General features: G+C 64.0%; 15 protein-coding genes. 8 read left to right on the top strand and 7 right to left on the bottom strand.

Annotation, left to right across the window (positions count from 1 at the left end; all coding sequences use genetic code 11):
• Positions 1–25 precede the first annotated feature (25 nt).
• Positions 26–1,093 (bottom strand): glycolate oxidase subunit GlcE, encoded by a 1,068-nt coding sequence (gene glcE, locus CJU94_RS15110; RefSeq protein WP_095419374.1) that lies wholly within the window; start codon positions 1,091–1,093, stop codon positions 26–28.
• On the bottom strand, positions 1,093–2,592 hold the full coding sequence (gene glcD, locus CJU94_RS15105) for a glycolate oxidase subunit GlcD (protein WP_095419373.1): 1,500 nt from the start codon (positions 2,590–2,592) through the stop codon (positions 1,093–1,095). The genes glcE and glcD overlap by 1 nt, the downstream gene beginning before the upstream one ends.
• Before the next feature lie 266 nt (positions 2,593–2,858).
• Here glcD and glcC point away from each other — a divergent pair, with 266 nt between their 5' ends.
• Together glcC and CJU94_RS15095 are read left to right on the top strand one after the other, a co-directional pair.
• Entirely contained in the window at positions 2,859–3,626 is a 768-nt protein-coding gene (glcC, locus tag CJU94_RS15100; protein ID WP_095419372.1) for a transcriptional regulator GlcC, read from the top strand.
• Between the two features lie 61 nt (positions 3,627–3,687).
• On the top strand, positions 3,688–4,566 hold the full coding sequence (locus tag CJU94_RS15095; RefSeq protein ID WP_095419371.1) for an MOSC domain-containing protein: 879 nt from the start codon (positions 3,688–3,690) through the stop codon (positions 4,564–4,566).
• Between the two features lie 93 nt (positions 4,567–4,659).
• Here the strand turns inward: CJU94_RS15095 and CJU94_RS15090 are convergent, their stop codons facing one another.
• Both CJU94_RS15090 and cobA read right to left on the bottom strand, forming a co-directional pair.
• Positions 4,660–5,040 carry a response regulator gene (locus tag CJU94_RS15090; RefSeq protein WP_095419370.1) on the bottom strand — a complete coding sequence of 127 codons (381 nt, stop codon included), beginning with the start codon at positions 5,038–5,040 and terminating at the stop codon, positions 4,660–4,662.
• Positions 5,041–5,283: 243 nt separating this feature from the next.
• Positions 5,284–6,099 (bottom strand): uroporphyrinogen-III C-methyltransferase, encoded by an 816-nt coding sequence (gene cobA, locus CJU94_RS15085; RefSeq protein ID WP_095419369.1) that lies wholly within the window; start codon positions 6,097–6,099, stop codon positions 5,284–5,286.
• A gap of 687 nt (positions 6,100–6,786) precedes the next feature.
• On the opposite strand from cobA, the gene nirB reads away from it, so the two are divergent.
• From nirB to CJU94_RS15050, 6 genes are all read left to right on the top strand, one after another.
• Positions 6,787–9,327, top strand: coding sequence for a nitrite reductase large subunit NirB (nirB, locus tag CJU94_RS15075; RefSeq protein WP_095419367.1), 2,541 nt, complete (start codon positions 6,787–6,789; stop codon positions 9,325–9,327).
• A gap of 31 nt (positions 9,328–9,358) precedes the next feature.
• Positions 9,359–9,712, top strand: a complete 354-nt coding sequence (gene nirD / locus CJU94_RS15070) for a nitrite reductase small subunit NirD (protein WP_095419366.1) — start codon at positions 9,359–9,361, stop codon at positions 9,710–9,712.
• 42 nt (positions 9,713–9,754) lie between these two features.
• Positions 9,755–13,939: a bifunctional nitrate reductase/sulfite reductase flavoprotein subunit alpha gene (locus tag CJU94_RS15065; protein WP_095419365.1), complete on the top strand. Its 4,185-nt coding sequence runs from the start codon at positions 9,755–9,757 to the stop codon at positions 13,937–13,939.
• Between the two features lie 200 nt (positions 13,940–14,139).
• Complete coding sequence (locus CJU94_RS15060) at positions 14,140–15,507, top strand: MFS transporter (protein ID WP_095419364.1); 1,368 nt, start codon at positions 14,140–14,142, stop codon at positions 15,505–15,507.
• 88 nt (positions 15,508–15,595) lie between these two features.
• Positions 15,596–16,270 carry a type IV pili methyl-accepting chemotaxis transducer N-terminal domain-containing protein gene (locus CJU94_RS15055; protein WP_095419363.1) on the top strand — a complete coding sequence of 225 codons (675 nt, stop codon included), beginning with the start codon at positions 15,596–15,598 and terminating at the stop codon, positions 16,268–16,270.
• Positions 16,271–16,331: 61 nt separating this feature from the next.
• Entirely contained in the window at positions 16,332–16,820 is a 489-nt protein-coding gene (locus CJU94_RS15050; protein WP_095419362.1) for an MgtC/SapB family protein, read from the top strand.
• A 101-nt stretch (positions 16,821–16,921) separates the two neighbouring features.
• On the opposite strand, the gene CJU94_RS15045 is transcribed toward CJU94_RS15050, so the two are convergent.
• The 3 genes from CJU94_RS15045 to CJU94_RS15035 form a co-directional block, all read right to left on the bottom strand.
• Positions 16,922–18,316 (bottom strand): TolC family protein, encoded by a 1,395-nt coding sequence (locus tag CJU94_RS15045; protein ID WP_244220843.1) that lies wholly within the window; start codon positions 18,314–18,316, stop codon positions 16,922–16,924.
• Positions 18,317–18,401: 85 nt separating this feature from the next.
• The gene (locus tag CJU94_RS15040; protein ID WP_208645320.1) at positions 18,402–19,829 is read right to left on the bottom strand and encodes an HlyD family type I secretion periplasmic adaptor subunit; all 1,428 of its coding nucleotides are present in this window, start codon (positions 19,827–19,829) and stop codon (positions 18,402–18,404) included.
• Complete coding sequence (locus CJU94_RS15035) at positions 19,829–21,976, bottom strand: type I secretion system permease/ATPase (RefSeq protein WP_095419360.1); 2,148 nt, start codon at positions 21,974–21,976, stop codon at positions 19,829–19,831. Before CJU94_RS15035 ends, CJU94_RS15040 begins: the two co-directional genes overlap by 1 nt.
• Positions 21,977–22,002: the final 26 nt, after the last annotated feature.

The following is a 22,002-nucleotide window of genomic DNA, read 5'->3' as shown; positions in this document are numbered from 1 at the left end:
CCTTCAGGTCTTCGCAGGACCGCGTTCAGAGGTCGGCATACAGGCGGCCGGGGTTGAAGAGGCCGCGCGGATCGAGTTGCCGCTTCAGTTGCTGATGAAAGCGCAGCAACGCGGGGGGCAGCGGCGTGAACGGTTCGGTGTCGGTTTGGGGGCTGAAGCAGGTTGCGTGGCCGCCGGCGGCATGCGCGATCTGGCGGATCGTCGCGGCCGGCGCCGTGCTTTTCAACCAGCGTTGCGCGCCGGCCCAGTCGAGCAGCGTGTCGCCGGGCAGCGCGGTCAGCGGCGACGCGTTCGGCAATGACAGACGCCAGAGCGGCCGCGGATCGTCGAAAAACGCCAGCCGGTGCTCGCGCAGATCGTCCCAGAAGCGCGGCTCGAGTTCGGCGCCGCCGATCCGGTCCACGGCCGAGGCCACCGACCCCACGCCGCCTTCGAGGCGCACATGCAGACGGCCGTCCACATGGCAGGCCGCACTGATCGGCAGCGCGGCGCGGCGCCAGGCGGACAGTTCGCGCAGCGCTTCGGCCGCTTCCAGCTCCACCGTGAGACTGCTGAGCGCTCGCGGTTTGGGCAGCACCTTCAGCGAGACTTCCGTAATCAAACCGAGGCAGCCGAAACTGCCCGCGAGCAATCGCGACACGTCGTAGCCCGCCACGTTCTTCATCACTTCACCGCCGAAGCGCAGATGCTTCGCCTGACCGGTGATCACGCGGCAGCCGAGCACGAAGTCGCGCACCGAGCCGGACCACGGCCGGCGCGGACCGGCCAGCCCGGCCGCGACCATGCCGCCGACGGTGGCCGCGCCGCCAAAGCCGGGCGGCTCGCACGGGAGCATCTGTCCGGCGGCTTCCAGCGTGGCGGTGAGTTCGGCGAGCGGCGTGCCGGCGCGCGCGGTGATGACGAGTTCGGTCGGGTCGTAGCTCACCACGCCGCGATGCGAGCGCGTGTCGATCTCCGCGCCCGGCACGGGACGGCCGAGAAACGCCTTGCTGTCGCCGCCGCGAATCCTGAGCGGCGCGCGGCTCGCGAGCGCTTGCGAGACTTCGGCGACGAGCCGTTCGCTATCGTCCATGGAGACGGGTTCGATACGCATCAGAAACGCTCCAGTTCGGGAAAGGGCAGCGCGCCGCGATGCACATGCATCGAGCCGAATTCCGCGCAGCGGTGCAGGGTCGGCACGTTCTTGCCGGGGTTGAGGAGGCCGTGCGGGTCGAACGCGGCTTTCAGCGCGTGGAAGAAGCTGAGTTCGTCGCTATTGAACTGCGCGCACATCTGGTTGATTTTTTCGCGGCCCACGCCGTGTTCGCCGGTGATGCTGCCCCCCACCGCCACGCACAGTTCCAGAATGCGCGCGCCGAGCGCTTCGGCGCGTTCGGTTTCGCCGGGCGCGTTCGCATCGAACAGGATCAGCGGATGCATGTTGCCGTCGCCGGCATGAAACACGTTGGCGACTTGCAGGCCGTATTGGGTCGACAGGTCTTCGATGCCCTTGAGCACGCGCGGCAATTCACGGCGCGGAATCGTGCCGTCCATGCAGTAGTAGTCGGGCGAGATGCGGCCCACGGCGGGAAACGCGTTCTTGCGGCCGGCCCAGAAGCGCTGCCGTTCGGCCTCGTCTTTCGCGACACGGATGTCGGTGGCGCCGGCCGCGCGCAGCAGCGCTTCCACGCAGGCCACGTCCTCGTGCACGTCGCTCTCCACGCCGTCGACTTCGCACAGCAGGATCGCTGCGGCATCGACCGGATAGCCCGCGTGGATGAAGTCTTCCGCCGCGCGGATCGCGAGGTTGTCCATCATTTCGAGGCCGCCCGGAATCACGCCCGCGCCGATGATCTGCGCGACCGCCGCGCCGGCTTTCTCGACATCGTCGAAACTGGCGAGCAGCACCTTCGCGCTTTGCGGTTTGGTGAGCAGCTTCACCGTGACTTCGGTGACGATGCCGAGCATGCCTTCCGAGCCGGTGAAGAGCGCGAGGAAGTCGAAACCCGGCGCGTCGAGCGCGTCGGAGCCGAGCGTGATGTGCTCGCCCTCGATGGTGAGAATCTCGAGCTTGAGGATGTTGTTGACGGTCAGCCCGTACTTCAGGCAATGCACGCCGCCCGCGTTTTCCGCGACATTGCCGCCGATCGAGCAGGCAATCTGCGACGACGGGTCGGGCGCGTAGTAGAGACCGTGCGGCGCGGCGGCCTGCGAGATCGCCAGGTTGCGCACGCCGGGCTGAACGCGGGCCACGCAGGCCTCGGGATCGACTTCGAGAATCCGGTTAAAGCGCGCCATCACCAGCAGAATGCCTTTGTCCAACGGCAGCGCGCCGCCCGACAAACCGGTGCCGGCGCCGCGCGCGACCACCGGAATCTGGTGCGCGTCGGCGAATTTCAGCAGCGCCTCGACCTGCTCGACCTGGTCGGGCAGCGCGACCAGCATGGGCGTCGCGCGATAGGCGGCGAGCCCGTCGCATTCGAACGGCCGCAGATCTTCCTGTTCGTGCAGCAGTTGCAGATCGGGAATCAGCGCCTGCAATTGCGCGACGACGGCGGCTTTGTCGTGCGTCGCGAGCGGACCGTCGACGCGTTCATCGTAGTGGTAAGTCATGGGTGTCTCCTCGTGCCGCGCTTCGCCGGAACCTGCCGGAAGCGCCTGGAATACCCGCGGGCGCTGGCGCGCGGGCGTGTTGCCGAGGGGATTGTTGCGGGTATGCGCGCCGCTGTCGACGGTGCGCGGAGGTGGTCGTACCAGTTTTTGATGTGGCCGCTCAAAGCTATTTGCGCTGGAAGACCGGGTGCGTAAAGCTTGTATCCGGCATATCCGCCCCGCACGTGCTAACATCCCATAGTGGTCATACCAGTTGAAATCGTGCGATGCAAACAGCGGATCAGGACAACCCAAGGCAAGTCGCGGACGTGGTCGCGGAGCGTATCGAGCGGCTGATCGTCGACGGTGTGCTGAAAACGGGGCAGGCGCTGCCGTCCGAGCGGCGTCTCACCGACAAGCTCGGAGTCTCGCGCACGGCGCTGCGCGAAGGGCTCAAGCTCCTGCGGGCGCGCGGCATCATCGAGACTGCGCACGGCAGGGGCTCGTTCGTCGCGAGCCTCACCGCGCAGCCGGCCCTCACGCCGTTGATGCATCTGCTCGGTTCGCAGCCGCGCACGCTTTACGATCTGTTCGAAGTGCGCGCGCTGCTGGAAGCGGAGTCCGCGCGACTCGCGGCGTTGCGTGGCACGCCCGCCGACTTCGTGCTGATCACGCGCCGCTATGAAGAGATGATCGCCGCGCACGGCACCGAAACGAGTGCCTCCACGCACGCGCGGCTCGACCACGCGTTTCACCTCGCGATCTGCGAGGCGTCGCATAACCCCGTGCTGGTGCATACCTTGAGCTCGCTCACGGACCTGCTGCTGAGTTCGGTGTTCGCCTCGGTGAACAATCTCTATCACCGTGCGCCGCAAAAGCGCGTGATCGACCGTCAGCACGCGCGGCTCTATAACGCCGTCACCGGCAAGCTGCCGGAGCAGGCGCGCAAGGCGGCGGCCGATCACATCGAAAGCGTGTGCGCGAACCTGCGCGAGATCGAGCAGGAAGAGCAAAGGCTCGTACGGGCGACATTACGGCTGGAAGGATGGGAGTAGAGGGCTTTACAATCAGCAATTAAACACAACGATTCGCACGCTCCCCCCGTGCCCCCACGCCATGGCGACCATCAGCGAGCTTTTTGTCTATCCGATCAAATCCTGCGCGGGCATTGCGCTGCATGAGGCGCGCCTGCTCGCCACCGGCCTCGAATACGACCGCTGCTGGATGGTCACCGACGCGGCCGGCGCCATGCTCACGCAACGCGCGTACCCGCGCATGGCGCTGATCACGGTCGAGATCGGCGCCGAGGATCTCGTGATCCGCGCGCCGGGCATGAGCGAATTGCGCACGCCATTGGACAGCGCGCGACTCGACGCGCCGTCCGCAGTGCAGACCCAGGTCTGGCGCGATGTGGCCTACGGACTCGACACGGGCGCGGCCAGTGCCACATGGTTCACGACGTTTCTCGGTGTCCCCGCGCGCCTGCTGCGCTTCGATCCCGAGCGCGAGCGCACTGTCGATCCGGACTATACGGATCGCGTGGGCGGCGCCACCACGCATTTCGCCGATGGTTTTCCGCTGCTGGTGATCGGCCAGGCGTCGCTCGACGATCTGAATACGCGCCTGAACGGCAAGGGCGCGCCGGCGATTCCGATCAACCGGTTCCGGCCCAATGTCGTTGTCACGGGACTCGATGCGTACGAAGAAGATTATGTCGAGACGCTGAGCGTGGACGGGGACGCGGGCGGGAAGAACGTGCAGCTGCAACTGGTCAAGCCGTGTTCGCGCTGCCCGATGCCCACCATCGACCAGGCGAAAGGCGCGCCCGATCCGGTCTGGCCGAACGAGCCCACCGACACGATGAGTGTTTACCGCGCGAATCCGCAGCGAAACGGGGCGATAACGTTCGGCAACAACGCGCTCGTCGCGAGCGGGGCCGGGCAGTGGCTGCGAGTGGGGCAGTCGGTGGAGGCGGAGTTGGGCTTCGGCGACTGAGGCTGTCGATCGGCGGGAATGCCGGTGAAAGGCCGGTCATGACTGCCGCGGGGCACCTCGGGTGAAAGCGAGGTGCAGGCCCCAAGTGGCGCGCTAATGCCGGACTCGTCCGGTCAGCGCCGCGAGAATCACAGGCATCGGCACGGGTTTGACGAAATGATGATTGAAGCCCGAACGCAGCGACTCGCGCCTTTCTTCAGCGCGCTCGAGCCCGGTGACCGCGACCAGCATGGGCGCGGGCACATCGTCCACGTAGCGGATCCGCCGCGCCACCGCGCGCCCGTCCAGGCGCGGCATTTCGACGTCCAGCAAAGCGGCCTCCGGATGCCAGGCGCAGTATTGGGCCAGCGCGTCGAGGCCGTTGCATGCGGTCCGTATGTCGAAACCGTGCGCGGTGAAAAAGAGTACGTAGGCAGCCAGCAGATTCGCGTCGTCGTCGGCGATCAGAAGGCGTGTGGCTCGTTGATGGCCCATCCGAATTTCCTCAGGGTGGTGTGCGTGTGTTCCGTCTATTCCTGATAGTGAGCAATTTGAAGTCCTGATAGATCGCATGCTCGGGAAAGTGCGGATTGCGCGCGGATAGCGACGATTCCCCCCAAAGCCCCTGTTCATGGCGGATCTCGCCCGGGCCGAAACTACAACTCGCGCAACCGACTTGCCGTACGGACCATTCTTTCCGACGACGGTTGTTTCGGTAATCTCTGCGGGTGAGCCGTTTTACGCGGCCTGTGCAATCGCCTCCCGCGCGATCCGCGCATCGCGCTGCACGGGCGCTGTTCCAGCGTGCGATGCTTCGTCACCTGCCCATGCGCGCTCGACGCCCTCGCCAATCGCGCTGCCCACCAGAATCACCGCCGGGCTGCCGAAGCCCGCGCTCGCCGCATCCACGGCGAGGCGATCGAGGCGGCTCGCGAGGCGTCGCTCGTGACTGCCCCCGGCCCATTGCACGACGGCGGCGGGCGTATCGGCCGGCAGACTCGCGAGCAGAGCGGCCGCGATGCTCTCAATGCGCTTCATCCCCATATAGATCGCTAACGTGGTGCGGGTCGCCGCCAACGCTGCCCAGTCCGGCTCGCCGTGATCCTCGGTATGGGCGGTGACGAAGCTCACGCCGTGGCAATGGCGGCGATGCGTGAGCGAAATGCCGAGCCCCGCGGCGGCGGCGAACCCCGACGAGATGCCGTTGACGATCTCCACCGGAATATCGGCGCCGCGCAATGCAGCGAGCTCTTCGCCGGCGCGTCCGAACAGCAGCGCTTCACCGCCTTTGACCCGCACCACGTGCAAGCCCTTGAGCGCGTAGCGCCGCATCAGGCGTTCGATGAACGCTTGCGGCGTCGACCGGCAGCCGCCGCGCTTGCCGACGCGAATCACGCGTGCCTGCGGCGCCAGCGTCACGATCTCGGGATTCGCGAGGTCGTCCAGCAGCACGACGTCGGCGGCCGCCAGCGCTTTGGCGGCTTTCAGCGTGAGCAGATCCAGGTCGCCCGGGCCTGCGCTCAATAAGGTGACCTTGCCGGTGTTCGTGTTCATCGCGGTGTCCTTCGCTTGTTTGTCGGCTGACCGTAGCTGAATCGTCGCGGCCAAAAAAAACGGCGTCCGCTCGCGATGGTCACGAGGGGACGCCGTTGTCCGTTTGCTATCGGGTGTGTGCTGCTATCTATCTTCGCGTGGACGGAAACACAGCGTTGTGGTTCGTCCGGTATTCGTTCGTACTGCCTGCCATGGTGGCTGCGTTGCCACGACGACGCGACCCGGTCATGCAAAGATCAGGCCATACGTCGGCGTGGCACGCTCGATCCCTTGCCACGTCGCTCCAGCCGCCGCGAAAACGCTTGTCGGCGCACCGCTCGGGTGCCCGCACTTCGCACGCCCGCAGTGCTGCGACGCACCATGCGTGTGCTTCGGTGCATCGAAACGTATCGCGCGCCGGGTTTGCCGCACGCGTGTGCGATTCGGCTCAAAGCCCCGCGCCACCGCGTCTTCCGTGGCGCTCCGCACGATTGGCACGGGCCTTGCGTAAAGCGGTCCCATCGGATCAACGTGGATCCGCTGCGGGTGCAACACAAAGTACTCGCCGCAGGACAGGTCAGGACAACGGCGTCCCCCGAATTCAGTCATCGACTGGGTTCGCGGGACGCCGTTTTTATTTCCGGAATCGCTTTCGCCCCATGCCGCACGACGGCGCTCGCAACCCAGCACATTGAGGAAACCGCGGTCATGAAAATCATCGTTATCGGTCACGGGATGGTCGGCCACAAACTGGTCGAGTGCCTCGCACAAGACGCCGCGCACGGTCTGGACATCACGGTGCTGAGCGAGGAATCGCGGCCGGCCTACGATCGCGTGCATCTGTCGGAGTTTTTCGCGGGCAAGTCGGCGGACGATCTGTCGCTGGTCGAGCCGGGGTTCTTCGAACGCCAGAACGTGCTGCTGAGGCTGAATGCGAAGGCGGTGTCGATCGATCGCGATGCACGCACCGTGACGGTATCGACGGGCGAAACGCTGCCGTATGACAAGCTGGTTTTCGCCACCGGCTCCTATCCGTTCGTGCCGCCCGTGCAAGGCCGCGAACGCGCCGATTGCTTCGTGTACCGAACCATCGACGACCTCGAGGCAATGCGGGAATGCGGCGCGCGCTCGAAGACGGGCACGGTGGTCGGCGGCGGACTGCTCGGTCTCGAATGCGCGAAGGCGCTGCGCGACATGGGCCTGCAAACGCATGTGGTCGAATTCGCGCCGCGTTTGATGGCCGTGCAGGTGGACGACGGCGGCGGCCGCGTGCTGCGCACCAAGATCGAGGAACTGGGCGTGACGGTGCATACGCAGAAGAACACCACGGCGATCGTGGATGGCGAAGCGGGCACGCACCGCATGCAATTCGCGGACGGCAGCCACCTCGACACCGACATGATCGTGTTCTCGGCGGGTATCCGTCCGCGCGACGATCTGGCGCGCGCAAGCGGTCTGACGCTCGGCCCGCGCGGCGGCATCGTGATCGACAATGCCTGCCGCACCAGCGATCCGCACATTTATGCGATCGGCGAATGCGCGCTGTGGAACGGCCAGCTGTTCGGCCTCGTGGCGCCCGGTTATGAAATGGCCCGTGCGGTGGCGAAACAGTTGCACGGCGGCTCGGCCGAATTCGCCGGCGCCGACATGAGCACCAAGCTCAAGCTGATGGGCGTGGACGTGGCGAGCATCGGCGACGCGCACGGCAATACGCCTGGCAGCCGCGCCTATCAGTTCAGCGACGAACGCAAGCAGGTTTACAAGAAACTGGTGGTATCCGAGTGCGGCAAATACTTGCTGGGCGGCGTAATGGTCGGCGACGCCGGCGAATACGGCACGCTGCTGCAGATGATGCTCAACCGCATCGAGCTGCCGGCGTCGCCTGAGTTCCTGATCCTGCCGCAGGCGGACGGCAGCGCGAAGCCCGCGCTCGGCGTCGAGGCGCTGCCCGCCGGCGCGCAGATCTGCTCGTGCAACAACGTTTCGAAGGGCGAGCTATGCGCCGCGGTGTGCGCGGGGGCGACCGATATCGGCGCGCTCAAATGCGCGACCAGCGCCGGCACCTCGTGCGGCGGTTGCGTGCCGCTCGTCACGCAGGTGATGAAAGCCGAGATGAAGAAGCAAGGGCTCGCGGTCAACAATCACGTTTGCGAACACTTTTCGTATTCGCGCCAGGAGCTGTATCACATCGTGCGGGTGGAAGGCGTGCGCAGCTTCGGCGAACTGCTCGCAAAGCATGGTCACGGTCTCGGCTGCGATATCTGCAAGCCCCTGGTGGCGAGCATCCTCGCCTCGTGCTGGAACGAGTTCGTGCTGAAGAAGGAGCACGCGTCGCTGCAGGACACCAACGATTACTACCTCGCCAACATTCAGCGCGACGGCACGTATTCGGTCGTGCCGCGCATGGCGGGCGGCGAAGTGACGCCCGACGGCTTGATCGCAGTCGGCCAGGTCGCGAAGAAATACGGCCTCTATACGAAGATCACCGGCGGTCAGCGCGTCGATCTGTTCGGCGCGCGCGTCGAGCAATTGCCGCTGATCTGGGAAGAACTGATCGCCGCCGGCTTTGAATCCGGCCATGCCTACGGCAAGTCGCTGCGCACCGTGAAGTCGTGCGTCGGCTCGACGTGGTGCCGTTATGGCGTCGGCGATTCGGTGGGCCTCGCGGTCGAGATCGAGAACCGCTACAAGGGACTGCGCACGCCGCACAAGATCAAGTTCGGCGTGTCGGGCTGCACCCGCGAGTGCGCGGAAGCGCAGGGCAAGGACGTCGGCATCATTGCGACCGAGAAGGGCTGGAATCTCTACGTGTGCGGCAATGGCGGCATGAAACCGCGCCACGCCGAACTGCTCGCATCGGACCTCGATAAGGAGACGCTGGTGCGCTATATCGACCGGTTCCTGATGTTCTACGTGCGCACCGCCGACCGTCTGCAACGCACCAGCGTGTGGCGCGACAACCTCGAAGGCGGCCTCGACTATCTGATCGACGTGGTCGTCAACGATCGTCTCGGCGTAGCCGGCGAACTCGAGTCGGAGATGCAGCACGTGGTCGACACCTACGAGTGCGAATGGAAAAAGGCCGTCACCGATTCCGAAACGCGCAAGCGCTTCCGTCATTTCGTCAACAGCGGCGAGTCCGACAGCAACATCGCGTTCGTCGAGGAACGCGGCCAGATCCGGCCGGCCACGCCCGCCGAGCGGCGCTCGAAGCTGGCCGAAATTCCCGTTGTCGTCGAAACCGTCTGATTGATTTGCCTATTCACCGAGGACTACCGTCATGAACAACGATCGCCTGCCACGCGCCTGGACACCGGTTTGCCCGCTCGACGACATCGTGCCCAACACGGGCGTTTGCGCGCTCGTGAACGGCGAGCAGGTCGCGGTTTTTCACGTGAACAACGGTGATGCGGACGCCGTCGTGTACGCGATCGAAAACTTCGATCCGGGCTCGCAGGCAGCGGTGCTTTCGCGTGGGCTGATCGGCAGCCTCGGCGAACGCATCGTGGTCGCCTCGCCGATCTACAAGCACCATTTCGACCTGCGTACCGGCGAGTGCCTCGAAACACCGGCGCATTCCGTCGGCGCGTTCGCCGCGCGCGTGGAAAACGGCCAGGTGTGGGTCGCCGTTTGAATTGCCGATTGTCTAAAACCTTTTCGAACGACCCTGGCCGCCATGTCTTCCACTAGCGTAAAAACCGTGTGTCCTTACTGCGGCGTTGGCTGCGGCATGGTGCTGCACGTCGAGGACGGCCAGGTCGTGAAAATTTCCGGCGACAAGGAGCATCCGGCCAACTTTGGGCGGCTGTGCACGAAGGGCCAGTCGGCGCACGTCGCGTTGCGCAAGTCAGGACGGCTGGAAGGCGCGTTCGTGCGCCATGCGCGCGGCCAGGATCCGGCGCCGTTGCCCATGGCTCAAGCGATCAGCACTACGGCGGCGCGTTTGCGCGGCCTGCTCGATGAACATGGGCCGGACGCGCTGTCGTTTTACGTTTCCGGTCAGATGTCGATCGAGGCGCAGTACCTCGTCAACAAGCTCGCCAAAGGCTTCGTCGGCACCAACAACATCGAATCGAATTCGCGGCTGTGCATGGCGAGCGCGGGCAGCGGCTACAAGCTCTCGCTCGGCGCGGACGGCCCGCCGGGATCGTACGAAGACATCGATCATGCCGACCTGTTCTTCGTGATCGGCGCGAATATGGCCGACTGTCACCCGATTCTGTTCCTGCGCATGATGGATCGCGTGAAGGCGGGCGCCAAACTGATCGTCGTCGATCCGCGCCGCAATACGACGGGGGAGAAGGCCGATCTGTTCATGCAGATCAAGCCGGGCACCGATCTCGCGTTGCTCAACGGCCTGCTGCATCTGCTGCACGAAAACGGCCACACGGATGCCGCTTTCATCGCGGACGCCACTGAGGGCTGGGACGCGATGCCTGCCTTTCTCGCCGACTACACGCCGGAGAAGGTGGCGCAAATCACCGGCCTCGCCGTCGAGAATATCCGTGCCGCCGCGCAGATGATCGGCACCGCGAAGGAGTGGGTCAGCTGCTGGACCATGGGCCTGAATCAGAGCACGCACGGCACATGGCACACCAACGCGATCTGCAACCTGCATCTGGCGACGGGCAAGATTTGCCGCCGCGGCAGCGGCCCGTTTTCGCTGACCGGCCAGCCCAATGCGATGGGCGGCCGGGAAATGGGTTACATGGGTCCGGGCTTGCCGGGCCAGCGCTCGGTGCTCGTCGAAGAAGACCGCGCGTTTATCGAAGACCTGTGGCGCATTCCGAAGGGCACGCTCAAGCCCGCGGTCGGCAGCGGCACGATCGATATGTTCACGCGCATGGCGGCGGGCGAGATCAAGGCGTGCTGGATCATCTGTACAAACCCGGTCGCGAGCGTGGCGAATCGTCAGAACGCGATCGATGGATTGCGCGCGGCGCAACTCGTGATCGCACAGGATGCCTTCCTCGATACCGAGACCAACCGTTACGCCGACGTGCTACTGCCCGGCGCGCTGTGGGCCGAAGCCGAAGGGGTGATGATCAACTCCGAGCGCAATCTCACGCTGATGCAAAAGGGCATCGAGCCGCCGGGCGCCGCTCTGCCGGACTGGCAGATCATCGCGCGCATCGCCTGCGAGATGGGCTTCGCCGAGGCCTTCAGCTATACGAGCGCCGAGGAAGTGTTCGCGGAGATCACCCGCGCGTCGAATCCGCAAACCGGCTACGACCTGCGCGGCGCGAGCCATCGCCGTTTGAAGGAAACGACTTTGCAATGGCCGCTTGCATCGGACGATTGCGCCGAGCGCAATCCGGTTCGCTACCTCAACGACGGCGTGAGCCAGGCACTCAAGGAACAGCCGGACGGCAGCCGTGCGCGGCTCGTCTTTCCGAGCGCGAGCGGCAAGGCGAAGTTCTTTGCGCGCGCGTACGCGGCGCCGGCCGAAACGCCGGACCGGGAATTTCCGATCGTGCTGAATACGGGCCGCTTGCAGCATCAATGGCACACCATGACGAAGACCGGCAAGGTCGCGATGCTCAACAAACTGAACCCGGGTCCGTTCGTCGAGATTCATCCCGAAGATGCCGCCACGCTCGGCATCAAGGAAAAAGATCCGGTGGAGATCCGTTCGCGCCGTGGCCGCGCGGTGTTGCCGGCCGTCGTGACCGAACGTGTGAGCGCGGGCAACTGCTTCGCGCCGATGCATTGGAACGATGTGTTCGGCGACGACCTTTGCATCAACGCCGTCACGAGCGATGCCGTCGACCCGGTGTCCCAGCAGCCCGAACTGAAGTTCTGCGCAGTTGCGCTAAGTCCGGTGACGGCCGAGCGCGTGGAACCGTTTCTGAACGATGACGATGCCTCCGTTGCAGTCGCCGCGAACGTGGTGCCGCGGAACACCGTATCGGCCAGCGCCGAGGATCTGGATATGCCCCGTATCAATGCACTCACCAGCCTGTTGCAGTTGCCGGCGACACCCGCGCCCTCGTTCACCGAACAGCAGCGCGCCTACCTCTCCGGCTTCGTCAGCGGCCTGCGATCGGCGGAAGCAGCGCGAGGAATCGACAGCGCGCCGGTTCTGCCAGGCAACGCGCCGTTCGATACGACCAGCCGCCTTTACGTGGACGGCTTGCTAGCCGGTCTCTACAGCCGCAGCGCGGCGCTTCCCGCGCCTTCGACGGCGGCGCCGCATGCGGAGGCATCGCACGCGTCCGGCGTGCGGATCGTGCGCGCGCGGCCCAAGGTCACCTTGCTGTGGGCCTCGCAAACCGGTAACACCGAGTCGCTCACCGAAGCCTATGCCACGCGTTTGATGGAGTCGGGCTTCGAAATCCGCACGTCGTGCATGGCGGACTACCCGGCCGCGACCCTTGCCAAAGCGCAATACGTTTTATTGATGACCAGCACGTTCGGCGACGGCGATCCGCCCGACAACGCCCAAAGCTTCTGGACGCAATTGAACGGCGAGGGCGCGGCTCGGCTCGATGGCGTGCGCTTCGCGGTGCTCGCGCTCGGCGATCGCAACTACGATCAGTTTTGCGGCCACGGCCGCCGGCTCGATGAGCGGCTGGCCGAACAAGGCGCGCTGCGGTTAATGGAGCGCGTCGATTGCGATAGCGAGTATCAGGAAAGCGCGGATGCGTGGCTCGAGCGCATCATCGTGCGCATCAAGGAAGAGGATGCCGCTCTGTACGCCGTACCGCCGGGCGGCATGGTCAACGCGGTGGTGCCGGGCACCGTGCCGAGCAAGACGCGGCCGGCCGCATCGCGGCTCGTCAGCAATCTGCGTCTGAACAAGCAGGGCGCGGCGAAAGACACGCGCTACTTCTCGCTGCACACGGGCGACTCGGGTCTCGAATACGAAGCAGGCGACGCGCTCGGCGTGTGGCCGAGCAACTGTCCCGAACTGGTCGACGAATTGATCGACCTGAGCGGTTTGAGCGCCGACGCGGCGGTGAACGTGGCGGGCGCGGGCGAGATGCGTCTGGTCGATGCGCTCGGCAAGCATTACGAAATCGCGCGACCGAATCCGGATCTGCTCGCGTTCGTCGCCACACGCAGCAACAACGGCGCGCTGCGCGATCTGCTGGCGCCGGAACGCAAGGCCGACCTCAAACAGTGGTTGTGGGGCCAGCAGATCGCGGACGTGCTGCACGAGTTTCCAGTGCGCCTCACGGCAAGCGAACTGACCGGCATGCTCAAGCGTTTACAACCGCGTTTGTATTCGATCGCGTCGAGCCCGAAAGCGCATGCCGGCGAGGTTCATCTGACCGTTGCCGCGGTGCGCTACAGCAATGGCCGCCGTCATCGCAAGGGCGTCTCATCGACTTTTCTCGCCGACCGCGCAGGCGACGTCAATGTGCCCGTGTTCGTGCAGAAGTCCGCACACTTTCGTCCTCCTCACAGTTCAGACACGCCGATGATCATGGTCGGTCCCGGCACCGGCGTTGCACCGTTTCGCGGCTTTCTGCACGAGCGGCGTGCACGCGGCGACAGGGGGCGAAACTGGTTGTTCTTCGGCGAGCAGCACGCCGCCTCCGATTTCTACTATCGCGACGAACTCGAATCGATGCGCGACAGCGGCGTGCTGACCCGGCTCGATGTCGCCTTCTCACGCGATCAGGCGGAAAAGGTCTACGTGCAGGACCGCATGCGCGAACAGGGTGCGCAATTGTGGGCATGGCTCGAAGAAGGTGCGCATTTCTACGTATGCGGCGACGCCAACCGGATGGCGAAGGATGTCGATGCGGCGCTCAAGGAAGTGGTGGCGCGGCATGGCGGCATGAGCGACGAAAAGGCGCTCGAATATGTGAGCCGTCTCGCGCAGGAAAAACGCTACGCACGCGACGTTTATTGATGGCGGCACGGTTTTCAGAGCGGCGAATGCGCTCGCCGTTTCAAGGTTTCAAAGAGTACGCAGTGAAGCTTCAAAAGACGGAGCCGCATGGCATGGAGGTTGCATGTTCATCCCGGTTATCAACATCGTGATCATTCCGGTGCGTGGCGCGTGGCGCAATCCGCCGGATAGTCGAAAAATCAGTTTTGTGAGGATATCTGATGAAAAATGTGATGAGCTCCCTAAAGAGTGGGGACTGGCGCGCGCTGGTGGCGTGTTTCCTCTATTTCGACACTGGCTTTACCGTCTGGGTCCTGTATGGGCCGCTCGCGCCGTTCATCAGCAAGAGCATCGCGATGACGCCCGCGCAACAAGGTCTGCTGGTCGCGGTGCCGGTGCTGTCGGCCGCGATTCTGCGGGTCACGCTCGGTAACCTGTATCAGTCCGCGCACGGCAAGCGCATTGCGCTGATGGGCGTGCTGTTGTCGGCGGTGCCGACCATCGTGCTGCCGTTGATGCCGTCGGTGCCGTCGTACACGATGCTGCTTGTGCTCGGCGTGTTTCTCGGCGTCGGCGGCGCGAGCTTCGCCGTGGCGCTGCCGATGGCCGGCAGCAACTATCCGCCGAAGGTGCAGGGCCTCGTGTTGGGCCTCGCCGCCGCCGGCAATATCGGTGCGGTGCTCGACGGTTTCCTGTTCCCGCAACTGGCCACGCACTACGGCTGGCAGATGGCGGCCGGCGGCGCACTGCCGTTGCTCGCCATCGCGGCGATCACGCTCTATTTCTGGGCCAATGATTCCGGCGTGAAATCGGGCAGCGCGCTGCGCGCATTCGGCAGTTTCGCGGTGACGCTGGCCGGACTGATCGTGCTGGTGCTGCTGGTCGAAGCCGGCATGTTCGGCTCGGGCAAGACCGGTGTGCTGCTGTTGCCGGTGATCGGCGCATTGCTGGCCATCGCGGTGCTGCCCAAGCGCTATCGCGCGGTGCTGGCAGAGCGTGACACGTGGGCGATCATGCTGGTGTACAGCATTACGTTCGGCGGTTTCGTCGGCATGTCCTCGTATGTTTCGCTGCTTCTGACCAACCTTTATCAGCTTTCGAAGATCGACGCGGGTCTCTTCATGGCGCTGCTCGCCGCCACCGGCGCGATGGTGCGCCCGCTCGGCGGCCTGATCGCCGACAAGGTGTCCGGCGTGCGCGCGCTGACCTTCCTGCTCGCGATCATCTCGCTGTGCGACTTCGTGTTCGCCGCGGCCATGCCTTCCATGGCGGGTGGCATTACGCTGTTGCTGTGCCTGTACGTGGCCTTCGGTCTCGGCAACGGCGCGACCTTCCAACTGGTGCCGCATCGCTGGGCCGGCCGCACGGGTCTGATGTCGGGCATTGTCGGCGCGGCGGGCGGCATAGGCGGATTCTACCTGCCGGTCGTGATGGGGATCGCCAAGGAAAGCACGGGCAGTTATCAGATGGGCTTTGCGACGTTCGGCGCGCTGGCGGCTTGTGCGTTCGTCGCGATCGTCGCGCTGCGCCGTCCGTGGATGGCGTGGTCGATGCACTCCGGTGTGATGCACGCGCACGCAACGGAGTAACGCAGTCACGCTTTCGACCCGGCCTTCGCATCATCGACGCGGTGGCCGGGCCGCGCGACGGGGCCGGCCATAATCATTAGAAGTCGACATGAGCATCACGACAGAACGGGTTCACGCACACACGTCCGACACGGAAGTCTCCAGCGAGGTGATGAGCTCGTTGATCAATATCGCGGGGCGTCAACGGATGCTCTCGCAGCGCATCGTGTTGAAAGCGATGCTCGCATTCCAGCAATTCGACGGCGCGCTGGCGGTCGCGCGCGACACCTTGAACGCGTTTGCCGACAGCCATACGGCGCTGACGCAAGGTCGCGACGGCTTGCCCGGACTATTTTCAACGGCGCTGCGCGAAGCATTTCATGGCAGTGAGAAAGTGGCCGCGAAGATCGCCGACTTTATCGCGCTGGCTTCGGCTGCGTTAGAGGCGATCGGACGCGCGTCGCCGCGCGCGGACGAGGCGCTCAAGGCGCTGGTCGTTTGCGTCGATCCGTTGCTCGCGCATCTGCATGGCGTCACGGCCGTCTACGAGCAGGAAAGCCGGCGTATCGCGCGCCTGCAGAAGAAAGAACAACAGCAACTGATCGAGCGGATCAAGGCGATCGCGAAGGAAGCGCACATCGTCTCGTTTAACGGGCAGATCGTGGCGAGCCGCGCGCAGGTGACCGGGCGGGAGTTTGCCGTGGTGGCCGGCGTGATGACGACGATCACGAAAGAGCTGGAGGCCGTGGTGAGCGCGTTCGTGAAGAAGACGTCGGCGGGATGACACACGCAGTGCGGCAGTATTGTCGTATGCTTGGCGTTTTCCGAGGCGTCAGGTAAATGTAATGAATGACTGGTGGCACGTGGTGTGGACAACCGCCCGGGCGGAATTTTCCGATCTCGGCAGCGTGGCCGACGTCACCGAGGTGCTGATGCGCCTCGGGCTCGCGTTGATACTTGGCGGCATACTCGGTTTCGAGCGCGAGCTGTCGCGGCGCGACGCCGGCATGCGCACGCACATGATGGTGTCGGTCGGTGCGGCCTTGTTCGTGGTCGTGCCGCTGCAGGCGGGTTTCTCGCAGGACAATATGAGCCGGGTGCTGCAAGGCCTCGTGTCCGGAGTCGGTTTTCTCGGCGCGGGCGCGATCATCAAGCTCAGTGCGGAGCGCGAGGTGCGCGGTCTGACTACGGCGGCGAGCTTGTGGTTGAGCGCGGGCGTCGGCGTGGCGGCGGGGTTGGGGCGTGAAGCTACGGCGATTCTCAGCGTGGCGATCGCGCTTGCTATTCTGTCGAGCGCGCGGCTGTTCAAGAGTCGCGAGGGGGAGGAGAAGTAGGGCGAAATCTTCAGACGCTCGCATCGGGCTTTTGTGGGATGCTCGGGTGAGCGAATCGGCCGGCGTACAGCCAAGCAACCATGCAGCCGCGGCAGACCTGACTAGTGCGTCGGACTGTGTTCCGTGGGCAAATCGCCGGCATTCAGACGCCCAATCTTCGCGGCCAGTCGGAGCCGTGCCACGCGCCAGTCGGTCAGCGCCTGGATGCGTTGCTGTCTGGCCTCGGAAAGCGCCTTCTGTGCGTTCAGCAATTCCAGAATGCTCCCCACGCCCACCGCATAGCGGCGCTTTGCAACTTCAAAAGAACGCTGTGCAATCTGTTTTAAGGTAGCGGTGTTGCTCACGCTCTTTATGTTCGTCTGCAACGCCTGATAGCTCTTCCACACGTCGAGCGCGATCTGCCGTCGTGCTTCGTCGAGCGAATCCGCCTGCACTTCCGCCTGGGCTTGAGCCGCACGTACTTTGTACGTGCGGCTCAACCCTTCGAACAATGGAATCTGCAACTGCACGCCGATATACCCGTCGCGCCCGGTTGCGGCGAATTCAGGCTGTCCGAGCCCCAGACTGGCGGGCTGGTTATTCTGGCTGTATTTCGCAATCAGACTCAGATTCGGCAGCCCTTCGGCGCGCGTCCGTTGTTCATCGGCAATCGCCGCGTCGAGCTTCGCTCTGGCGGCCGCAATAGCAGGGTGGATGCTTTGAGCTTCTTCAATCAGGCTGGAGATCGATGCCGTGGCGTCCTGGTCCGGCACCACGCCATCGTCGGCCGCCGGCATGGTGACAGGCTGATCCGGCGCCAGAAACATGTCTGAGGCAAGCGTGCCCAACGCGGTCTGCAAATCGCCTTCGGCTTTTGCACGGTTAAACGTTGCCTGTGCGTAGGAAGTCTGGGCTTGCAACTGGTCGGAAATCGCCGCGACGCCGTGGGCCACGCGTGCCGACGCGGCAGTAAAGCTGTCATAGGCGATACTTTCCGCGTCTTCTGCCAGGGCCAGCTTGCCGGCTGCCGCCTGTGCTGCGTAGTAGTCTGTCGCGACAGTGGCGAAGACCGTCTGCAAGGTTGCGTCCTGGTTGGCCCGCGCGGCTGCGAGCAGAGCCTGCGAGTTGGCGAGCGCGGCTTTCCTGCCCCCGAAGTCGTACAGCACCCAGTTCGCGGAGATCGAGCCGGAATATGCCGTCGAGCGATTTGCCGAACTCAGGCGGGGATAACCACTCACGTTTGTCGCCGTGTGATCGCGCACGTCCTGCAAGTTCGCTGTCAGGGTCGGAAGATAGGCCGACTTCGCCACACCGACCGCCGCGGCCTGCACCTTCACATTCGCCCAGGCTTCCCGCGTTGCCGGGTTTTCACACAGGGCACGATTCACCGCTTCGGCCAGATGGAGCGGCATCTCCAGTTGGCCGAACTGGCAGGGATAGGCGGCGTCGTTTGCGAATGTACTCGCAGGTGTGCGCGGAACCAAGGTGTCGGTGCGAAAAACATCGATGGCCTTCACGGTACCCGGCGCGACACCCAGAACCGATAGCCATATCAACGCCCGCAGCGCGTGAATGTAGCGGCGGCTCGCGCCGCTCGTGAATTTAACGTTCATGCAGACTCTTACCGGCCGTCTGCATCAGCGGGTCAAGAAAATACGCCGCCACACTGCGGTGCCCGGTCCTTATTTCTGCCGTGATTTCCATGCCAGGCGTGAGTCTGACCGGTTTGTCATCAACCTGGATCTGGTTGGTCGGCAAGCGAATGTGTGCTGTGAAAGTCAGGCCCAGTTTCCGGTCCCGGTTCTGCGCTGCGTCGTTCGATACCGACGTGACCTTACCGGTCAGGTAGCCGTAGCGGGTATAAGGGAAGGCCTCAATCTTGACGATGGCATCCTGCCCGACATTCACGAATCCCACGTCCTTGTTTTCGATGCTTGCTTCGACTTCCACCGCGTCGTCCGGCACGATTTCCATGATCGATTGTGCCGTCGTCACGACTCCGCCGGGCGTGTGCGCAGCAAGCTGCTCGACGGTGCCGGAAACCGGCGCGTAGAGCGTCATCAAGCTCTGTCGCGTCACGGCCTTGGTTTCGTCGGCGCTGTACTGCGCAAACTGCTGCCGGGCCTTGTCGAGTACATCGAGCTGTTCACGCGCGAATTGCGAGGTCGTCTGTCCGATCGCCGCCCGCTGTTGGACTATCGCCGCAGCCAGTTCGCGTGCACGGCTCTGCTGCGCGGCGAGTTCGTGTTCCTGTTCCAATGCGGACTGTTCCTTGCCCAGATAGTCGTGTTGCGCGACGTACTGGTCGCGCGCAAGGTATCGGTAGTCATTGGCCTCACGACGTGCCAGCGGTGCGGTTGCGCGCAACTTCGCCACTTCCTGGCGGGTCGTCGCGAGTTCGGCTTCCCGCTTGAGAAGTTCGGCTTGCGACGCCATGAGTTTGTCCGCGTACTCCCTGTACAGTCCTTCGGCGAAATGCTGTGCCTGAGATTGTTGCTCTGACGATGCACCATCCACCGTACGCAGCGCCGGGACACGTCCCGTTTTGACTGCATCGAATAGTGCCGTGGCGCGGGCGGACGCGAGGGCTGCATCGATCCGCGACGAGCGGGCCTTGTCTGCATCAGCCGCTGCCTGTGTCGCGTCGAGAACCAGTAATGCCTGTTGCGCATTCACGCGTTGCCCATCACGAACCAGAATCTGCCGCACAACGCCGGTAATTGCCGGCTGGATGATCTTGACGCGCTCGTTGGGAACGAGTTTGCCTTTTGCCGTCACGACGATATCGAGTCGGCCAACGATACCGATCAGCAGGATCAACATGGCGAGGATCACCAGAATGCGCATTGCCCAACGAGGCGCAGGATGAACGGGCGTTTCGACCAGTTCGAGGTGGGCAGGCTGAAAAGCCAGTTCGTATCCGAGCTTTTCCGGCGCATCCAGCTGGCCGCGGATCGACCACCCGGCCCGCCACACGGCCGAGTATCGACGTATCAGATCGGCGATTGCCTCAAGATGGACTCGCATCATCAACTGTTTTGCAGAGAGAGGAGGTGGGCGTAATAGCCGCCGTGCGCGAGCAAAGCGTCGTGCGCGCCACGCTCCACAATCCGCCCCTTGTCCATTGCGATGATCTGGTCCGCGTGTCTTACCGCACTCAGGCGGTGAGCGATAATAATGACGGTTCGCCCCGCACAGATGGCACGCATATTGTTCTGGATGACGCGCTCGGTTTCGAAGTCGAGCGCACTGGTTGCCTCGTCTAAAATCAGAATGCGCGGATTGGTGAGCAACGCCCGCGCAATCGCGAGGCGCTGGCGCTGGCCGCCCGACAGGTTGCCGCCGTGCTCTTCGACTTGCGTGTCGTACGCCTGCGGTAGCTCGCAGATGAATTCATGCGCGCCGGCCAGTGTTGCCGCGCGCATCACAAGTTCAAGTGGTGCGCCCGGATCGGTCAGCGCGATATTCTCGCGGATAGAACGGTTAAAGAGGACGTTTTCCTGAAGCACCACGCCAACCTGTCGGCGCAGCCATGCAGGCTCGGCGAGCGCAAGGTCGATGCCGTCGATTCGCACGGTGCCCTGTTCGGGCAGGTAAAGCCGTTGCAGCAGTTTGGTGAGCGTGCTTTTGCCGGAACCGGAGCGGCCGACAATGCCGACCACCTCGCCGGCGCGCACGTCGAGCGACAGGTCATCGAGAACGGGTGGGCCGTCGGGCCGGTAGCGGAAACGGACGTTCTCGAAGCGGATATTGCCAACCAGCGCAGGGAGCGCCTGGCGGCTCTGCGCCAGTTCGTTGCGCGTATTGAGAATGTCGCCCAGGCGACCCATTGAAATGCCGATCTGCTGGAAATCCTGCCAGAGTTGTGCGAGACGCAGGACGGGCGAGGCGACATGCTGCGACATCATGTTGAACGCAATCAGTTGGCCCACGGTCAGCCGCCCATCGATGACCAGCTTCGCGCCCAGCAGCAACGTTGCGAGCGTGACCAGCTTGCCGGTGAACTGGATAAGCTGCTGCCCCACGTTGCCGAGCGCCGTCACCCGGAACCCCGATGCGACATAAGCGGCGAGCTGCGTTTCCCATCTCCTGATGAACTGCGGCTCGACGGCCATTGCCTTGACCGTTTCGATACTGGAAACAGTCTCGACCAGAAACGACTGGTTGTCCGCACCGCGCGCGAATTTCTCGTTCAGACGGCGGCGCAGGGCAGGCACCAGTGCGGCGGAAACGCAGGCATAGAGCGGCAACGACGCCACGACGATCAACGTGAGCCGTACGCTGTAGAGACACATCACCCCGAGAAACACAAACGAAAATACCAGGTCAATGACAGCGGTCAGCGCCTGCCCGGTCAGGAAGTTGCGGATAGTCTCCAGTTCACGCACGCGGGCCACCGTATCGCCCACGCGTCGGGCCGCGAAATACGGCAAGGGCAACGCCAGCAGATGACGGAACAGGCGTGCGCCCAACTCAACGTCGATCCGGTTGGTCGTGTGCGAGAAAGTGAAATTGCGCAGGCCCGTGAGCAGCACTTCGAAGGTCGAACTTACGAAAAGCGCGACGCCTACAACGGCAAGCGTGTTGTAGGCACGGTTCACGAGAACCTTGTCCATCACTACCTGGAACATCAGTGGCGAAACGAGCCCGAAAATCTGCAGCACCAGCGACACGGCGAGCACTTCCAGCAGAAGTCGTCTGTACTTGATGATCGCTGGAATGAACCAGGAAAAATCGAAGCGCGCAAGTTCACCGGCAAGCGAGGAACGGGACGCGAATAGCAACATTTTCCCGGTAGTGCGGACCGTGAGCGCGTCGAACGACACCACTGTCGGAGCGGGAGCGTCGGCCTCAAGAATGAAGACAGTTTTGCCGTCGCATCGTGCGATGATGAAGTGCCTGCCGTCCCTGTCGAAGGCAAGCGCCGGTAAAGGTGTCCGGTCGAGACGGTCGATTCGTAGGGGCGCCTGGGTAGCCTTCAGGCCGATTGAGCGGGCACCCAGTATCAGCGCGTCATTGTCGAAGGGTTCACCGTTGCGGGCGGCGGCATGGCTCAACTGCGCAGCGTCAGCGGCCACGCCATGAAACCGCGCGATGATGACGAGACATGCGAGCGCTGGATCATGCACCGGCTGTTTGAGTTCGGGAGCGTTCAAGGGATGCAGGTGAATTCGCATCCGCGAGGCAGAAAGCCGCGGATGCG

It is taken from the genome of Paraburkholderia aromaticivorans, from assembly GCF_002278075.1.
In the GTDB taxonomy this organism is placed as follows: Bacteria; Pseudomonadota; Gammaproteobacteria; order Burkholderiales; family Burkholderiaceae; genus Paraburkholderia; species Paraburkholderia aromaticivorans.
This window is presented reverse-complemented; position numbering and strand designations above follow the sequence as displayed.